The sequence below is a fragment of the Paenibacillus rubinfantis genome (assembly GCF_001486505.1).
GTDB classification, from domain to species: Bacteria; Bacillota; Bacilli; order Paenibacillales; family Paenibacillaceae; genus Fontibacillus; species Fontibacillus rubinfantis.
The window spans coordinates 729,073-746,220 of sequence record NZ_LN909066.1 but is presented as its reverse complement, the minus strand read 5'-3'; the positions used below and the strand labels follow the sequence as shown (position 1 = coordinate 746,220).

Annotated in this window: 15 protein-coding genes; 12 read left to right on the top strand and 3 right to left on the bottom strand. The window is 50.9% G+C overall.

Going from position 1 to position 17,148, the window contains the following annotated elements; all coding sequences use genetic code 11:
* Positions 1 to 214: 214 nt before the first annotated feature.
* From pyk to BN3277_RS20970, 3 genes are all read left to right on the top strand, one after another.
* Positions 215 to 1,636, top strand: coding sequence for a pyruvate kinase (gene pyk / locus BN3277_RS20980; RefSeq protein WP_059046075.1), 1,422 nt, complete (start codon positions 215 to 217; stop codon positions 1,634 to 1,636).
* A gap of 104 nt (positions 1,637 to 1,740) precedes the next feature.
* Positions 1,741 to 2,160: an acyl-CoA thioesterase gene (locus BN3277_RS20975; protein WP_059046073.1), complete on the top strand. Its 420-nt coding sequence runs from the start codon at positions 1,741 to 1,743 to the stop codon at positions 2,158 to 2,160.
* A gap of 65 nt (positions 2,161 to 2,225) precedes the next feature.
* Entirely contained in the window at positions 2,226 to 2,618 is a 393-nt protein-coding gene (locus BN3277_RS20970; RefSeq protein WP_059046071.1) for an FxsA family protein, read from the top strand.
* 115 nt (positions 2,619 to 2,733) lie between these two features.
* Here BN3277_RS20970 and ytvI read toward each other — a convergent pair whose 3' ends face one another.
* The gene (gene ytvI, locus BN3277_RS20965) at positions 2,734 to 3,852 is read right to left on the bottom strand and encodes a sporulation integral membrane protein YtvI (RefSeq protein WP_059046069.1); all 1,119 of its coding nucleotides are present in this window, start codon (positions 3,850 to 3,852) and stop codon (positions 2,734 to 2,736) included.
* A gap of 353 nt (positions 3,853 to 4,205) precedes the next feature.
* Here ytvI and citZ point away from each other — a divergent pair, with 353 nt between their 5' ends.
* The 5 genes from citZ to BN3277_RS20940 all read left to right on the top strand — a co-directional run bounded on the left by citZ (position 4,206) and on the right by BN3277_RS20940 (position 10,385).
* Entirely contained in the window at positions 4,206 to 5,318 is a 1,113-nt protein-coding gene (gene citZ, locus BN3277_RS20960) for a citrate synthase (RefSeq protein WP_059046067.1), read from the top strand.
* An 86-nt stretch (positions 5,319 to 5,404) separates the two neighbouring features.
* Positions 5,405 to 6,700, top strand: coding sequence for an NADP-dependent isocitrate dehydrogenase (gene icd, locus BN3277_RS20955; RefSeq protein WP_059046066.1), 1,296 nt, complete (start codon positions 5,405 to 5,407; stop codon positions 6,698 to 6,700).
* A 145-nt stretch (positions 6,701 to 6,845) separates the two neighbouring features.
* On the top strand, positions 6,846 to 7,667 hold the full coding sequence (locus BN3277_RS20950) for a MerR family transcriptional regulator (RefSeq protein WP_059046064.1): 822 nt from the start codon (positions 6,846 to 6,848) through the stop codon (positions 7,665 to 7,667).
* Positions 7,668 to 7,786: 119 nt separating this feature from the next.
* Positions 7,787 to 8,941 carry a multidrug efflux MFS transporter NorA gene (gene norA / locus BN3277_RS20945; RefSeq protein ID WP_059047375.1) on the top strand — a complete coding sequence of 385 codons (1,155 nt, stop codon included), beginning with the start codon at positions 7,787 to 7,789 and terminating at the stop codon, positions 8,939 to 8,941.
* Positions 8,942 to 9,959: 1,018 nt separating this feature from the next.
* A complete protein-coding gene (locus BN3277_RS20940; RefSeq protein ID WP_059046062.1) occupies positions 9,960 to 10,385 on the top strand; it encodes a hypothetical protein in 426 nt (141 codons plus the stop codon).
* A 94-nt stretch (positions 10,386 to 10,479) separates the two neighbouring features.
* Here BN3277_RS20940 and BN3277_RS20935 read toward each other — a convergent pair whose 3' ends face one another.
* Positions 10,480 to 10,824 carry a helix-turn-helix domain-containing protein gene (locus BN3277_RS20935; RefSeq protein WP_059046061.1) on the bottom strand — a complete coding sequence of 115 codons (345 nt, stop codon included), beginning with the start codon at positions 10,822 to 10,824 and terminating at the stop codon, positions 10,480 to 10,482.
* Between the two features lie 163 nt (positions 10,825 to 10,987).
* On the opposite strand from BN3277_RS20935, the gene BN3277_RS20930 reads away from it, so the two are divergent.
* On the top strand, positions 10,988 to 11,872 hold the full coding sequence (locus BN3277_RS20930) for a glycosyltransferase family 2 protein (RefSeq protein ID WP_059046059.1): 885 nt from the start codon (positions 10,988 to 10,990) through the stop codon (positions 11,870 to 11,872).
* Positions 11,873 to 11,968: 96 nt separating this feature from the next.
* Positions 11,969 to 12,838, top strand: coding sequence for an SDR family oxidoreductase (locus BN3277_RS20925; protein WP_059046058.1), 870 nt, complete (start codon positions 11,969 to 11,971; stop codon positions 12,836 to 12,838).
* A 108-nt stretch (positions 12,839 to 12,946) separates the two neighbouring features.
* Here the strand turns inward: BN3277_RS20925 and yfbR are convergent, their stop codons facing one another.
* Positions 12,947 to 13,567, bottom strand: coding sequence for a 5'-deoxynucleotidase (gene yfbR / locus BN3277_RS20920; RefSeq protein ID WP_059046057.1), 621 nt, complete (start codon positions 13,565 to 13,567; stop codon positions 12,947 to 12,949).
* A gap of 175 nt (positions 13,568 to 13,742) precedes the next feature.
* On the opposite strand from yfbR, the gene BN3277_RS20915 reads away from it, so the two are divergent.
* Positions 13,743 to 15,293, top strand: coding sequence for a fumarate hydratase (locus tag BN3277_RS20915; RefSeq protein WP_059046056.1), 1,551 nt, complete (start codon positions 13,743 to 13,745; stop codon positions 15,291 to 15,293).
* Positions 15,294 to 15,295: 2 nt separating this feature from the next.
* Entirely contained in the window at positions 15,296 to 17,092 is a 1,797-nt protein-coding gene (pnpS, locus tag BN3277_RS20910) for a two-component system histidine kinase PnpS (RefSeq protein ID WP_059046055.1), read from the top strand.
* Positions 17,093 to 17,148: the final 56 nt, after the last annotated feature.

Below are 17,148 nucleotides of genomic sequence, written 5' to 3'. Positions count from 1 at the left end.
ATCGGGGACCCGCGGCAAGGTTATTTTCGCTGTTTTCGGGGAATACTGGAAATTTAGCACAAGTTTTGGCTTGACGCCTAGCGTTTCGTGCATGCTTTGAAGGCATATTCGTTACAATATGATAAACTTCCTATACAAATCGACAAAACTGTAGTAAATTTAGTTGTTGGAAAAGATTATATAGAGAGAACTATTTTAAACGGAGGAAACCCAAATGCGCAAAACAAAAATCGTATGTACTATCGGTCCTTCTAGTGAATCGTTAGAAAACATCAAGAAGCTGATTATGGCCGGAATGAACGTCGCTCGTCTGAACTTCTCCCACGGTGATTTTGAGGAGCATGGCAACCGGATCAAGACGATCCGTCAAGCGAGCGCGGAGCTGGGGAAATCGATCGCCATACTGTTGGACACTAAAGGTCCAGAGATCCGTACCGGTAAGTTGAAAGAAGAGCCAATCGAGCTGGTACAGGACGAATTCATTACCTTGACGACGGAAGAGATTCTCGGTGACAAGGAACGGATTTCCATTACGTACAAAGAGCTTCCAGGAGATGTGGAAGTGGGCTCGACGATTCTGATCGACGACGGTTTGATTGGTCTGACGGTTGTTGAAATTCAAGGTACGGAAATCAAATGCCGTATCGTGAATGGCGGTACCATCAAGAGTAAAAAAGGCGTTAACGTACCCGGCGTAAACATTTCCCTGCCAGGCATCACCGAGAAAGACGCTAGCGACATCAAGTTCGGGATCGAGCAAGGCATCGATTTTATTGCGGCTTCCTTCGTTCGTAAAGCGAGCGACGTGCTTGAAATTCGTCAATTGCTGGAGAAAAACAACGCAACTCAAATTCAAATCATTTCTAAAATTGAAAACCAACAAGGCGTTGACAACCTCGATGAAATCTTGGAAGTCTCCGACGGCCTGATGGTTGCCCGCGGTGACCTTGGCGTGGAAATTCCTGCCGAAGACGTGCCGCTCGTGCAAAAACGCATGATCGAGAAATGTAACCGTGTGGGTAAACCGGTTATCACTGCAACGCAAATGCTTGACTCCATGCAACGCAACCCTAGACCTACGCGCGCGGAAGCAAGTGACGTAGCCAACGCGATCTTCGACGGTACGGACGCGATCATGCTCTCCGGCGAAACAGCTGCCGGTAAATATCCGGTGGAATCGGTGCTGACGATGTCCCGCATCGCGGAGAAAGCGGAATCCGCTTTGGAATACCGTGAAATTTTCGTGAAGCAAAGTAATGCACAACAAACGACTGTAACGGAAGCGATCAGCCAAGCGGTAGCCAACTCGGCACTGGAGCTGAACGCCAAGGCGATCATTACTTCGACGGAAACAGGCTATACGGCACGTATGGTCTCCAAATATCGTCCAAAAGCACCAATCATCGCAGTAACTACTGAAGATCAAACCTTGCGTCGTCTGGCTCTGAACTGGGGCGTAACACCGGTGAAAGGCGATCTGGCCAGCACCACCGATGAAATGTTCGATAAGGCGATGAAAGGCGGCGTGGATTCCGGTCTGGTGAAAGAGGGCGACCTCGTTGTTATCACCGCTGGGGTACCGCTTGGACGTTCCGGTTCAACGAACCTGGTGAAGATCGGACAAATCCGCAAGTAGTCGTAAGGTTCTAATAAATGGACGAATCGTCAGCAAAAAAAAGGCAATGGGGCCCGCTTGGGACCATTGCTTTTTTTGCCACCACTGAAAAGGAGCGGAGCGCTGTGTACGTATGCGAAATATCCATTGAGCCGAAATATTCGGAGTTCGACATGATGGGGATCATCTACCATGCTCATTACCTGGAATGGTTCGAGTTGGGGAGACTGCAGCTGAGCCGGAATCTCGGATTTGATTATATCGAGATGGAGCAGGCGGGGTATATCTCGCCCGTCCACGAAATGAAGGTAGAGTATAAGCGCGGGATCCGCTATGGCGAAACCGTCCTGCTGAAGACTCGGGTCATCGAGAACAGCGGTGTCAAAACCGCTTACGGTTATGAGGTATACAACGGGGAAGGTACGCTTTGCGTTGAGGGATCTTCTTCCCACTATATCGTTCGCCGCGAGGACTTCAAGCCGGTCCAATTCAAGAAGGTATTCCCGGAATGGTATGCGGCGCTGGAGGAAGCCCGGAAACCATAAATTTTGATTATCCGGCGCGGAGGCGGTAAAATACAAGTACAGGAATGTAGTAAAGGAGTCCTGATATGCGTAAATGGATAGCCGCTCTCATCGTATTGATTCCGATCGTAGAGTTTTGGGGGTATATGTACGTCGGCGAGAGGTTGGGCGTGGGGAAAACGATTTTTCTGACGCTGGCGACCTCCGTGATCGGCGGGTTGATGATGCAATTTGAAGGGCGTAAAGTGCTGGCTGACGCCAAAGCCCAAATGAGCGGCGGACAAATTCCGGGACGAATGGTCCTTGATGGATTATGCGTGTTTGCCGGCGGGATGCTGCTCTTGATCCCCGGCTTCATTACCGATATCATCGGATTTACGATGGTGTTTCCGTTGACGCGCGTGTTATATCGAATTCCGCTCTTGAAATGGGTCAGCAAGAAAATGAAGGACGGCACCATTACTTATTTCCGCCGTTAAGCCCGGTTCGTCTAGCCGTCGTTGGGCCGGTTGGACGGTAGGATTCCCGGATCGAAAAGAAAGGCATCTCGTCAGGAGAGACGGGATGCCCTTTTTTTAACCTCAAGCGGTATCGCTACCTTAGTCGCCCATGAAGGATATAGTTGCGCAAATCGCGGACGACGCCGGCTCGGACGGCGGCCCCCAGGATCACCAGCGTGACCGGGCCAATCAGGAGCCCCAACACGCCAAACAGCTTCAGGCCGACAAACATGGCGATCAGCGTGGGCAAGGGATCCAGTCCAACACTGCTGGCCAGCACCTTGGGTTCAATCAGCTGGCGGGCTACCAGGATGACCCCGTACAGCACGGCCAGCCCGATTCCCAGCGTGACATCGCCGGTGGCGAAAGCATAGATCAGCCAGGGAATCATCACCGTGCCAACGCCCAGATATGGCAGCAAATCGACAAGTCCAATGAGCAGGGCATAGGTAAAGGCGGAGTCGACGCCTAAAATTAACAGGCCGAGCAGCACGATAAACGCGGTGATGGAAATCATGATGAATTGGGCGCGAAGATAACCGGATAACGCACGCTGCAAATCGCGCCAGATCGCACCTGCGGTTTTGCGGAACGGCGAAGGGATGGAGGCGGCCAAGAATCGCACATCCCGCTCCCAGTGGCTGCTGATAAAAAAGGTGGCCATCAAAATAACCCCGAGGATCACCCCTAAATTGGGCAGGGAGGAGAGCAGGGTGACGATCGTTTCCAGCACGTTATTCACGAGGTGGGAAACAAAGGAACCTACCCTTTCGGTGGTATTGTCGATATTTTTGTGAATCGTATTTTCATAGCCAGGATTGTCGGCAATAAAACGGTTGATCTCGGTAATGATCGATTGAATGCCTTCGCTTTGCGTCCACGAGACAAACAGATTTCTCCACTCGGCGATACGTAGATCAAACGATTCGGCAAAATGGATCAACTCTTTGACAAGTCGCGTTAACGCTGCCGATACGATGATTCCCGCGCTTCCGAAATATATGAGCAGCGACAGCGTTACGGCTAGCCATTTCGGCACCCGCAGGCTTTTTTGGAGCCACTGGACAAACGGATTCATCGCGTAAGCAAGCAGCCAGGCGATCAAAAACGGATAAATCAGCGGGAGCAGCCAATAGACCGCCAAAATAGAGCCGATCAGGACAACGCATATCCAGCTGCCGCGCAGCACGCGTTTGACGATCACGTGATCCATGAGGCACTTCCCCTTTTCATAAGTACATGTCCTAGTTCTACTCTATTAGTTGTCCGGCCTGAGTATTCCGCCCCGTACAATTCATCAAGATATGTGATATAATTCATTGCACAGCTGGAATCGTTTACAAAATTTCTTTATTGTTGTGATAAAATCATTTGATGTACCCAGTAGTGCTGAAGCGGTTCCCATGTTTTCGGAAATCCAGTATGATGAAGAAGTAAGCAGTGGAGCTATATTTCTGCATTTATAGGCCCGTTATTGGTTAACTCCGAAAATTTAAAACTTTCAATTTTGAAAATGTTTTCAGGGGCTTGTTTGCTCACAAAATGTTAACAAAGGAGAGATGGTTCATGACAGCTACGAAAGGCCTGGAAGGCATTGTTGCGGCAACCTCTTCGATCAGCTCCATTCATGATGGCGTGCTCGCCTATCGTGGGATTAATATCGACGATTTGGCGGAACGTGCGAGTTTTGAAGAAACGGCTTATTTGTTATGGTACGGCAAATTGCCCAATCAAGCTGACCTGGAACGCCTGCGGCGGCAATTGAGCGATTTCGCCGCGGTTCCGGATGCAGTGCTTGAACAGATGAAGCTGTATCCGCAGACTGCCAACACGATGGCAGTGCTTCGTACTGCCGTATCGGCTCTTGCTTTGTATGATGAGAACGCCAACGACAACTCCCGCGAAAGCAACCAATTGAAGGCGATCAAACTCCAAACTCAAATTCCGACCTTAATCGCCGCCTTTGCACGTATCCGGGATGGGAAGGAACCGGTCGCTCCGCTTAAGGACGTTTCGATCGCGCACAACTTCCTCTACATGTTGACCGGCGAGGAACCGGATCCGATTGCGGTTCGCGCTTTGGATCAAGCGCTGGTGCTTCATGCTGACCATGAACTGAACGCTTCGACGTTCTCCGCCCGCGTGACGATCGCGACGTTATCCGATATTTACTCGGGAGTCACTTCGGCCATCGGCACCCTCAAAGGACCTCTGCATGGCGGGGCCAACGAAGCGGTCATGAACATGCTGGCCGAGATCGGTACGCTGGATCAAGCGGAGCCGTATATTCAGAAGAAGCTGGCTAATAAGGAGAAAATCATGGGCTTCGGCCACCGCGTCTACAAGAACGGCGATCCCCGTGCGAAGCATCTGCAAAATATGTCGCGTCAGCTAAGCATCCTGAAAGGCGATTCCACGTTGTACGACATTTCCGTCAAAGTGGAGCAGCTCGTTACCGGCCAAAAAGGGCTGAAGCCTAACGTGGACTTTTATTCCGCTTCGGTCTACACGATGCTGGGAATTCCGCGTGACCTGTTTACGCCGATTTTTGCCATCAGCCGGTTGTCCGGGTGGACGGCGCATATTCTGGAGCAGCTGGAAGATAACCGCCTGATCCGTCCGCGTGCGGAATATACGGGCGTAACCAATCAGAAATACGTTCCTATTGAACTAAGATAAGCAGCCATACGGGAGCTCCAAGGAACATTGTGGTAAAATGGAGACCGTGAGATGCAGCAAACAGACTGAAGGAGGAAACCGTAAACATGTTGAAACTGGAAAAGTTCGATCTTCCTACTGAAGGTGAGAAAATTACGATTCAGGACGGGAAGCTTCAGGTGCCTAATCACCCTGTCATTCCTTTTATTGAGGGCGACGGTACTGGCCGCGATATTTGGAAAGCTTCGAAACGCGTATTGGACGCCGCCGTGGAGAAAGCCTACGGCGGAGAGAAAAAAATCGCTTGGTACGAAGTGTTCGCCGGCGAGAAGGCCTTCAATACATACGGGGAGTGGTTGCCAGCGGACACGCTGACGGCGATCCGCGAATATATTGTGGCTATTAAGGGACCTTTGACCACGCCGATTGGCGGCGGGATCCGCTCGTTGAACGTAGCGCTTCGCCAGGAGCTGGACTTGTACGTCTGCCTGCGTCCGGTCCGTTATTTCCAAGGCGTACCTTCCCCGGTGAAACGTCCGGAGCTCGTGGATATGGTGATTTTCCGGGAGAACACCGAGGATATTTATGCCGGCATCGAGTATAAGGAAGGCTCCGAAGAAGTGAAGAAAGTGCTGGCCTTCCTGCAAAACGAAATGGGCGTGAAGAAAATCCGCTTCCCAGAAACGTCCGGTATCGGCATCAAGCCGGTTTCGGAAGAGGGATCGAAGCGCCTCGTCCGCGCAGCGGTAGAATATGCAATCAAACACGGTCGCAAGAGCGTGACACTTGTGCACAAAGGTAACATCATGAAATTTACCGAAGGTGCGTTTAAGAACTGGGGTTATGAGGTAGCAGAAGCGGAATTCGGCGATAAGGTATTCACTTGGGCCGAATACGACCGGATCAAGGAAGCATCCGGCGCAGACGCAGCGAACCAAGCGCAAAAAGCGGCGGAAGCCGAAGGCAAAATCATCATCAAGGATGCGATTGCCGATATTGCGCTGCAGCAAGTATTGACGCGGCCGACGGACTTCGATGTCATCGCGACGTTGAACCTGAACGGTGACTACTTGTCCGACGCCTTGGCCGCGCAAGTTGGCGGCATCGGCATTGCGCCGGGTGCTAACATCAACTATGTGACCGGGCATGCTATTTTCGAAGCAACGCATGGTACAGCGCCGAAATACGCTGACCTCGACGTAGTCAACCCGGGTTCCGTGATCTTGTCCGGTGTTATGATGCTGGAGCATCTGGGCTGGCAAGAAGCGGCGGACCTGATCTATAAAGGTTTGGAGAGCTCGATTAACAAGAAAACGGTCACTTACGACTTCGCTCGTTTGATGGAAGGCGCTACGGAAGTGAAATGCTCCGAGTTCGCGGACCATGTCATCAATAATATGTAGAGTTCCGAGCCGGTGCTCGTCGACCGGCATCCTTTAGAAACACACTCCGTTTAGATTTGCCCTCCCGGCGCATGTTGGGAGGGCTTTTTTTCTAGATGTATGCTAATAATAAAGTTGAGATAACGGAGGCAAGTGGGGTCACTGCATGAAGAAAAATTATTTAACTATAAGTGAAATATCAAGAATCGTCAATTTGCCAATTCGGACCTTGCATTATTATGATCAAATCGACCTATTTAAGCCGGCATATGTCGATCCGCTAACCCATTATCGCTATTATAGTGAAACGCAAATCTATCAACTGGATTTAATCAAATCGTTAAAGTATATTGGCACTCCGCTTGAAAGTATTAAATACGCACAGTCGTTGACGCCTACGCAGCTCCTCGAATTTTTATCCGATCAAGAACAAAGGGTTGAACAGAAAGTACAACGCATGCTTGAGGTACAACAGGCGCTTTTAAAAACCAAAGAGCTCATCACTGAAAAAATGAACATTCCAAAATACAATGAGGTTTATGAAACAGAGATGACTTCACAGCGTTTGATCGCCCTGAAAACCGTTGATTTAAACGTAGACAATATAACCGGCGAAACTTTTAGTACATTTACAAAAATGGTTGAGCGTGAAGGTACAATCATTAGTAAATATGGTGCCATTTATGAGATGAAAGACTATGAGACATTCAAGCAAATATTTTATGATTATTTGTTTACACCTTTATTGACAGAGCGTTATGTGGAACTCATACATGAAGACGAACAAATTCTCGAAATGCCGGGTGGGAAGTATGCGAATATAGCATTTTTGTTCGAAAACAATGAAACCTATTTTAAAGCTTATAAAAAGCTGTACGCTGCGGTTCAAGAACCGCACTCACCTGTATATGAGGTCTTTATGCCTATGAATTATTCACCAACAGAACCAACCGAATTCGTAGTTGAGCTAAAAGTAAAAATAAAGTAAGAGATCGAACTTGACCCTACAGTAACTGTAGGGTTTATTCTAGGTTGTAGACGTAAATCAAGGAAGTAGAGGTTTTCAACGTGGAAAAGAAGCAAAAAGTTACGCTTAGCTTGTTACTTATGAACTTATTTATTGCGTTTTTGGGGATTGGCATCGTCATTCCGGTGCTCCCAACGTTAATGAATGAGTTATCGATTAGCGGAAAGGTTGTCGGTTATTTAACAGCATCGTTTGCATTAACCCAATTAGTCGTTTCTCCGTTTGCAGGGAAAGCCGCTGACCGTTTTGGTCGAAAAATCATGATCGTTCTTGGATTAATCATATTTGGCGGTTCCGAATTTTTGTTTGGGTTGGGTAAAACCATCGATGTATTGTTTATCTCCCGTATTTTAGGCGGACTAAGTGCCGCCTTCATTATGCCGGCCGTAACCGCGTTTATCGTCGATATTACGACGCTTGATTATCGGCCGAAAGCACTCGGCTACATGTCCGCAGCGATTAGTACGGGCTTCATTATTGGACCGGGGATCGGCGGCTTTTTAGCGGATGTTGGGATACGTGTTCCTTTTTTTGCAGCTGGAGTACTCGGTTTTGTCGCAGCGCTTTTATCGCAAATCCTGTTAAAGGAACCAGGGCGTAAAGAAGAACCGGAGGTAGAACTAGGAACAGCAGCGAAAAACAGCTTAGCCAAAATTTTAGTACCGAGTTTTTTGATTGCGTTTATCGTCATATTTGTTGCATCCTTCGGTTTAGCGGCTTTCGAGTCCTTCTTCTCGTTATTCGTTGACCATAAGTATGCCTTTACTCCGGGGGACATCGCTATTGCGATTACGGGTGGGGCGATTGCCGGGGCCATTTGTCAGGTTCTCCTCTTTGATCGTCTAATGAAGCGGTTTGGAGAAATTAAATTGGTGCGCTTTAGTTTGATTTTCTCGGCGGTATTGGTGATGGCATTAACCGTTGTGAATTCGTATTGGATGATTATGCTCGTCACGTTCACCGTATTTATTGGCTTTGACTTAATTCGTCCCGCAGTGACGACGTATCTCTCGCGTATTGCAGGGAATGATCAAGGTTTCGTTGGTGGAATGAATTCGTTTTTCACCTCGCTGGCAAATGTATTTGGGCCAATTATCGGCGGAATCATGTTTGATATCGATATTAATTACCCGTTTTATTTCAGTACGGTTTTCATTGTTGTGGGCCTCGTCATTGCGATGATGTGGAAAGATCCAGCAGCGAAAAAAATCCCGCAATCTCAGAACAAAACGTAGTTACCGGATCAGGAAACCTGCGAGCAACAGCGATCGTAGGAACATTTCACCGCGTTGCCCCCATTCCTTATCAAGGGTTTTCCTGCCCGCCCTGAGTCTGAAGGGGCGGGCTTTAGGGCTTCTAAATGATAAGGAGCAGGGCAAAAGCGGGAAATGATTCCGAAGAAGCGGAGCGTTCGCCTTTGTGAGCGGGTTTCAACCTCATCTGAAATTACCGAATCAGGAAACCTGCGAACAACAGCGATCGTAGGAACATTTCACCGCGTTGCCCCCATTCCTTATCAAGGGTTTTCCTGCCCGCCCTGAGTCTGAAGGGGCGGGCCCTGAGGCTTCTATATGATAAGGAGCAGGGCAAAAGCGGGAAATGATTCCGAAGAAGCGGAGCGTTCGCCTTTGTGAGCGGGTTTCAACCTCATCTGAAATTACTGAATCAGGAAACCTGCGAACAACAGCGATCGTAGGAACATTTCGCCGCGTTGCCCCCATTCCTTATCAAGGGTTTTCCTGCCCGCCCTGAGTCTGAAGGGGCGGGCCCTGAGGCTTCTATATGATAAGGAGCAGGGCAAAAGCGGGAAATGATTCCGAAGAAGCGGAGCGTTCGCCTTTGTGAGCGGGTTTCAACCTCATCTGAAATTACTGAATCAGGAAACCTGCGAACAACAGCGATCGTAGGAACATTTCGCCGCGTTGCCCCCATTCCTTATCAAGGGTTTTCCTGCCCGCCCTGAGTCTGAAGGGGCGGGCCCTGAGGCTTCTATATGATAAGGAGCAGGGCAAAAGCGGGAAATGATTCCGAAGAAGCGGAGCGTTCGCCTTTGTGAGCGGGTTTCGACCTCATCTGAAGTTATCGAATCAGGAAACCTGCGAACAACAGCGATCGTAGGAACATTTCACCGCGTTGCCCCCATTCCTTATCTTCGAATCCCCAGTCCGCCCCGTCAGACGTTTCTTTTATTTCCATCCAAAGTTATAATAGATTATAATATATGTAATTGACGCGGAAAGGGCGGTTATGTTAATGTATCAAGTCATGTTATTCCTACATATCATCGGCGCGTTGGCACTGGGCTTTTACCTGGTCCTGCCGTTTGTGCTCGGTCGAATCGGGAAGTTGTCGTTGGCAGCTCAGGAAGGAACGGTATCCGCTGTGCATACTTTGAACCGATACGCACAGGTCGGGTTGATCCTCCAACTGTTGACGGGCGGCTATTTGATTGGCCAAGGCGATTATTCCGTAGCTTGGATGATCGTGATTGTCATCTTGTTTTTGGCGATCGGCGCGTTTAGCGGGATCATGGCGAAGCCGCTGCGCTTGGCGCTGGAGGGGATTCGTCAGAATAAGACCGTAACCGCGGAGGAAGGGAAGCTGCGTACGTTAAGTGCGCTGTTATCCGTGACGGTGTTGCTGATCTCCTTCTTTATGGTGTTCAGTACCATTATTTAATTCCTTAGAAGAAACCCAAAAGACCTGCCGGCGAAAAAGCCGGCAGGTCTTTTTTTGTTGCTGCGCATTCATTTCGGCGTAAGCCACTTTACTATTAAGGATTCTCTTTTTTTAATTCGTCCAAATGAGTGAACATTAATTTCAAAATATCGAGCGCCAGCTGTTTCTCTTTCGGCGACCGGTTCATAACGATCTGTTGAATCTGGTCCATAAAATGGTCATCGCTGATCTCAATTGAATCATGGAGCAAATAATCAACGGTAACACCTAATTGATTCGCCAGTTTGATGAGTGTTTCCAGGGACAAGCTTCGCTCTCCCCGTTCGATTTGCCCTATGTATGCGTCCGAAACTTCGATGCGTTCGGCGAGTTTTTCCTGGGTCAAGTGCATTTTATGCCGTTCTTGACGCAGCCTTTTCCCCAATGCCTCGTAATCCATAACACCCCTCCTGTATTTAACCTTAGTGAGAAGCCGGAGGAAAGATAATAAACTACAGGTTTTGTTTGTATTTACTGAAAGTACGAATTGGGTTATTATGGAATCATGGGATTTACTGAAATGGTTCAATTACTTATTCTAACCAAAATTAAGGAGATCATGTATGTCTTCCGAATCTAGTTCAGTTTCAATCATTATTACGGTCAAGAACAACGGAATTGACCTGTACACCACGATGGAATCTTTGAAAGTGTCGCATACGACGCTTCCTTATGAAGTTATTATCGTCGACGAAGGTTCGGTCGACGGGTGCTGTGATTTTTTGATGGGTTACCGGTTTGATCGGCCGTTTAAACGAATCAAGGGAGAGCCGGGAATTTCGGCCCGCAATATGGGGGCTGCTCATGCCGAAGGAGATTATCTGATCTTTTGCGGATCTCATTTATATTATGATGACGAATGGATGGAACGGTTGTTGGAGCCGTTGATGTTGGGACAAGCGGACGCGGTGTCGCCTGCGTTTGAGAAGAGTGAGCGTTCCTCCGCTCCGAAAGGGAAGGAAATTGGAGGAATCATGGGGGCGGTGCGCGGGTACCCGATCCGGAATGCAGACCTGCAGGAGATCCCTTGGTTGTCCTGGGAATGTCTTGCCGTCCGACGCGAGAAGTTTCGGGAAATGGGGGGGATGGAGGACGGTTTTATCGGCAAAGAGCTGGAGACCGCGGAATTTTCCATGAGGTTATGGCTTCAGGGCGGGGTCTGCCGCTACGTTCCGGAAGTGACGTTAACTCAAGTATTTCGGCAAAATTTCCCCTATGACAACAGTGGGGAGCAGTGGGGGAACGATTTAATGACCCTTGCCTATTTGCATTTTGGCGATGAACTGATTTCGGCCAGCCGGGAACTGGTGCGTCAGACGTTTGAAGGTGAGCTGTTGGACGAGGCTCTGTTAAGGGAACGGACGATGGAACGAAGGGAGAAAAATCTCTCTCTTCGTAAGTGTGACGAGAAATGGTTCGTCGAGCGATTCGGAGTTCATTGGAAATAAGCAGGGATAAGCCGGAGCCGCCGGGCCATCCTAATAGGGAAGGTAGCGATGGGTACTTCGCACCTAGATACCGAGAACCCGAAGGAGGATGCAGAAGTGGCAGGAAACGGACAAGCGAAGCAGACTTTACCGCCCCAGCACCAGAATCATCAGCCCGGTGTGGAAGCGGAGATGCACCCGCGCCCGGTCTATGAAGGAGATTATAAGGCTGCGGGCAAGCTGACGGGCAAAGTGGCGCTGATCACCGGCGGGGACAGCGGCATTGGACGGGCCGTCGCCGTAGCTTACGCTAAAGAGGGTGCCGATGTGGCGATCGTCTATTTGAACGAGCACGAGGATGCGGGCGTAACCCGGAAGGAAGTCGAGCAGGAAGGGCGCCGCTGCCTCCTGATTGCCGGCGATATCGGCGACGAGGCCTTCGCCGAGCAGGCCGTGCAGCAAACGGTGCAGGAGCTAGGACACCTGGACATCCTGGTCAACAACGCGGCTGAGCAACATCCGCAGCCCGATATTACGGCCATAACGGCGGCACAGCTGGAGAAGACGTTCCGGACAAACATTTTCGCCATGTTCTATTTAACCAAGGCAGCGATGCCGCATTTGCGTCAAGGCAGTGCGATCATTAATACGGCCTCGGTGACGGCCTATAAAGGCAACCCGCAGCTCATCGATTACTCGGCAACAAAAGGCGCGATCGTTAGCTTCACACGGGCATTGTCAATGAACATCGTCGGGAGCAAAGGCATCCGGGTAAATGCGGTGGCACCAGGCCCGATATGGACCCCGTTGATCCCGTCAACCTTTAATGAGAAGCAGGTGTCCGAGTTTGGAGGAACCACGCCGATGCAGCGGCCCGGCCAACCGGAGGAGCTGGCTCCGGCCTATGTATTCCTGGCTTCGGACGATTCCTCGTATATGAGCGGTCAGGTCTTGCATATCAACGGTGGGGAGATCGTGAACGGCTAGCAAGGCTGTGGGCAGGCTGTATGTAATTCAGAGAATCAACAGAAATCCCCAAGCTTATCGGCAGCGGTGCCGAACGGCTTGGGGGTTTCTTTTTCCTCCAGATGTTCTCTATTCTTTCTCTTGCCCCTCTGAAAAGGACAACTCATCCAGCGTCATTTCAAAGCTCGGCGCCAGGTGTTCCAGGAAATAGTCGACTTCGGGGAGTTGTAGCCGCTGGAGTTTATCCAGAAGCTGCGTCTTCGCAACGGCAAATTCCCGATTTCCGGCGGTGAGCTCCCAGGCGCATTTCAAATAAGCGTCCAGACTGTCCGCAGCTTTGACATATACAAGCAATTCGGTATCGTCGGGCGAATCCGCCGTTTGACCGGGAGAGAGCAGCGGGGCATACACCTGCTGGAGCTCCGGTGGAACCATGGAGAGCAAGCGCTCCGCAGCGATCGTCTCCATTTCGCGGAAGCTGGACAAAAGCCGGGGATTATGATGTTTGACCGGCGTGGGGATGTCACCGGTGAACACCTCCGTAGCGTCATGGAACAACGCAAATGTCGCGGCGCGTTCCGCCTTCAACCGGCGCCCGAAATGGGCGTTTCCAATTTCGCACAGCAGATGGGCTAACAACGCGACATGGAACGAGTGCTCGGCCACGCTGTCGGCGGCGGTGCTGCGCATCAAGCTCCAGCGATGGATGGAACGCAGGCGGTACAGGTAAGCAGGAAAATGGTAGCTCATCAGTGATAAACCTCGCTTATTTTGGAGTTGATTTTGGACAGAAATTGTCAACCGAAACTAGTTCTTATGTTATTATAAATCTGAAGAATGCGATATGATGAAAGACGCGATAAGGTTTAGCTTTTTTTGCGCTCAAGGGTTAAACAAGATGACAGGGAGAGGGGATTCTTGGATCATGCACCAGTTTGAAGAAAGCGTATACGAATTGATTGTGGAAGCTTCAACAAGGTTGCCGGGCGACGTACGGCGTGCGGTGAACCGGGGGCGAGCCCTGGAGAACCGGGCGACACGGGCCGGGTTGGCCATGTCGACCATCGCGCAAAACATCCGCATGGCGGAGGAGCAGGTTTCGCCGATCTGCCAGGATACTGGAATGTTGACCTTTATCGTGCATACGCCGGTAGGGGCAAACCAGATCGAGATGAAGAAGGCGATTTACACCGCGGTAAAGCGGGCAACGAAGGAAGGAAAGCTGCGTTCGAATTCCGTGGATTCCTTAACGGGAGAAAACAGTGGAGATAATTTGGGACCGGGTACACCGGTGATCCATTTCGAACAATGGGAGCAAGATACGATCGACATTCGGCTGATCTTGAAGGGCGGCGGATGCGAGAATAAAAATATTCAATACAGCCTGCCGACGGAGCTGGAAGGCCTGGGTCGTGCAGGGCGGGATCTCGACGGTATTCGCAAATGTATTTTGCATGCCGTTTATCAGGCGCAGGGGCAGGGCTGCAGCGCAGGATTTCTTGGGGTCGGGATCGGCGGCGACCGCACGACGGGGTACGAGTTGGCTAAACAGCAGCTGTTCCGCCCGCTGGATGACGTGAACCCGAATCCCGATCTGGACCGGATGGAACGTTATATTTTGGAAACGGCCAACCAACTGGGGATCGGCACGATGGGCTTCGGTGGGGAAGTGACCTTGCTGGGCTGTAAAATCGGAGCGATCAACCGGCTTCCGGCCAGCTTCTTTGTGTCGGTCGCCTACAACTGCTGGGCGTTCCGCCGCCAGGGAGTCGATATTGATCCGGCTACCGGCGCGATCCGCGAATGGCTGTACGAGCGCGGCAGCGAGGTACCTGTAGGGGATTTGGAGACGGCCGAAACAGGCGTAGCATCCGAGCTAACACAGGCCCCGGCCAGTCGTGAAATCGTGCTGCAAACCCCGGTAACGGAGGAGCAAATTCGCAGTCTGCGGGTTGGCGATGTCGTAGTTATCCACGGTGAAATGCACACCGGCCGCGATGCCTTGCACAAATATTTGATGGACCATGATGCACCGCTGGATTTGAACGGTGCGGTGATATATCATTGCGGACCGGTGATGCTGAAGGATGAGGAAGGCTGGCATGTGAAGGCGGCTGGACCAACTACCAGCATCCGCGAGGAACCGTATCAAGGAGATATCATGAAGAAATTCGGCATCCGCGCGGTGATCGGCAAAGGCGGGATGGGCCCCAAGACGCTTGCGGCTTTGAAAGAACATGGCGGCGTGTATTTGAATGCAATCGGCGGAGCGGCGCAGTATTATGCGGAATGCATCAAGAAGGTCAACGGCGTTGATTTCATGGAGTTTGGAGTTCCTGAAGCGATGTGGCATTTGGAGGTCGAAGGCTTCGCTGCTATCGTAACGATGGATTCGCATGGAGATAGCCTGCATGAAGGTGTGGAGAAGGACTCGTTGTCGAAGCTGGCCGCCTTTAAGGACCCGGTGTTCAAATAAAGATGAAAACTTTTCGCACGCGCCTAACCTTCATTTTAATGATCCTCCTTGGCATTTCGATGCTAGCTGCCGGCATTACGATGGCCCAAATGTTTAAAAACTCGCATATCCGGGCGCTGGAGGAGAATATGGCCCGGGAAATTAAGTTGCTTGAAACGACCCTCGATTTCGTTCCCGTGGAAGGAAATTCCGAGGCGAGCGCTTATTACGAACGTCAAGCGCAGCAGTTACAGGAGCTGACCGATTCCCGTGTCACGTTCATCACGCTGGACGGCATGGTCGTTGGCGACTCCGAATCCGATCCGGAGCGGATGGATAACCATGCGCACCGGCAGGAAATTGAGTCGGCGGCGGACGGGAACGTCGGCAGCGCGATTCGGTTCAGCGATACCGTTGGTGAAAATATGCTGTACGTCGCTCACCGTGTAACCGCCGGCGATTTTGACGGCTACATCCGCCTTTCGATGAGTTTGGCGACTGTGGAGAAGGGTCTTGTCCAAGGGTGGATTTGGATGTTTGGTGGGCTGCTTATCCTTTTCCTAATCGCGGGTTTGGTGAGTTACCGGGTGGCGGCGGGGTTGACCCGACCGCTGGAACAGATCACCCGCGTTGCCCATCGGATCTCCAGGTTTGATTACGATGCCAGGGTCAAGCTGGCCCGCAAGGACGAAATCGGCCAATTGGGCTTAGCGATCAACGGGATGGCGGACAGCTTGCAGCAGCAGCTCAAGCGGATCCGCGATAACGAGGATTTGATGCAGAGCGTGCTTGCGAACATGACCGGCGGAATTCTGATGGTGGATGACTCGGAGCGGATCGCCTTGATTAACCGGGAGGCGGAGCGAATCCTGCACATGAGGGGCGAGTTACTGTTGGGCAAATCGGTTCAGGTACTCAAGCGAAACTATGAATTTACCAAATTCATGGAAGAAGGCATCGCCCGCAAGGAAGTGTTTCAGGAGGAGCGGAACGTCTACGATCCCGAGGAGAAAATTTTGCTGTTCGACAGCGTGCCGATGTTCGAGGATAATGGCGACTACCGCGGTATGTTGTTCCTGCTGCAGGATGTCACCGAAATCCGCAAGCTGGAGCGCATTCGCAGCGAATTCGTCGCCAACGTGTCCCACGAATTAAAGACGCCGATCGCGGCAGTGAAGGGCTTCGCCGAAACGCTGCTGGCCGGCGGGGTGAAGGATGAGGAAACGGCCCGCTCCTTCCTGCAGATCATCTATGACGAAGGAGATCGGTTAAACCGGTTGATTGGCGACATTCTCGAGCTGTCCAAAATCGAATCGAAGCGGGTGCCGTTGGAATATGCGCCCGTTCATCTGAAAGAGCTGTTCGACAGCATTTATGAAGTGCTTCTCCCGGCGGCAAGCAAAAAATCCATCTCCATGTCGCACGATGTGCCCGAGCACCTGTTTATCGAAGGGGATGAAGACCGGCTGCGGCAAATCTTCATGAATTTGCTGTCCAACGCGATCAGCTATTCCCTGGAAGGCGGAAAGGTAGACGTATCGGCCAGCATTATAGGCGAGGGTGAAGATGAAGAGAAGGTTCGCTTTCGGATCAGCGATACGGGGATCGGCATCCCCAAAAAGGATTTGCCGCGGATTTTCGAACGCTTCTACCGAGTTGACAAGGCCAGATCCCGCAGCTCCGGTGGGACGGGGCTTGGCTTGTCCATCGTTAAACACCTTGTGGAACTGCATCGCGGCACTATCCGCGTGGAGAGCAAAGTTGGCGAAGGAACGACGTTTACTCTGGAGCTCCCCCTGATGCATGCTCTGGATGATTAAGATCGGCCCGAAGAACATACGAATAAAGTGTAAACCGTTTTTTCAAAAACTTTACA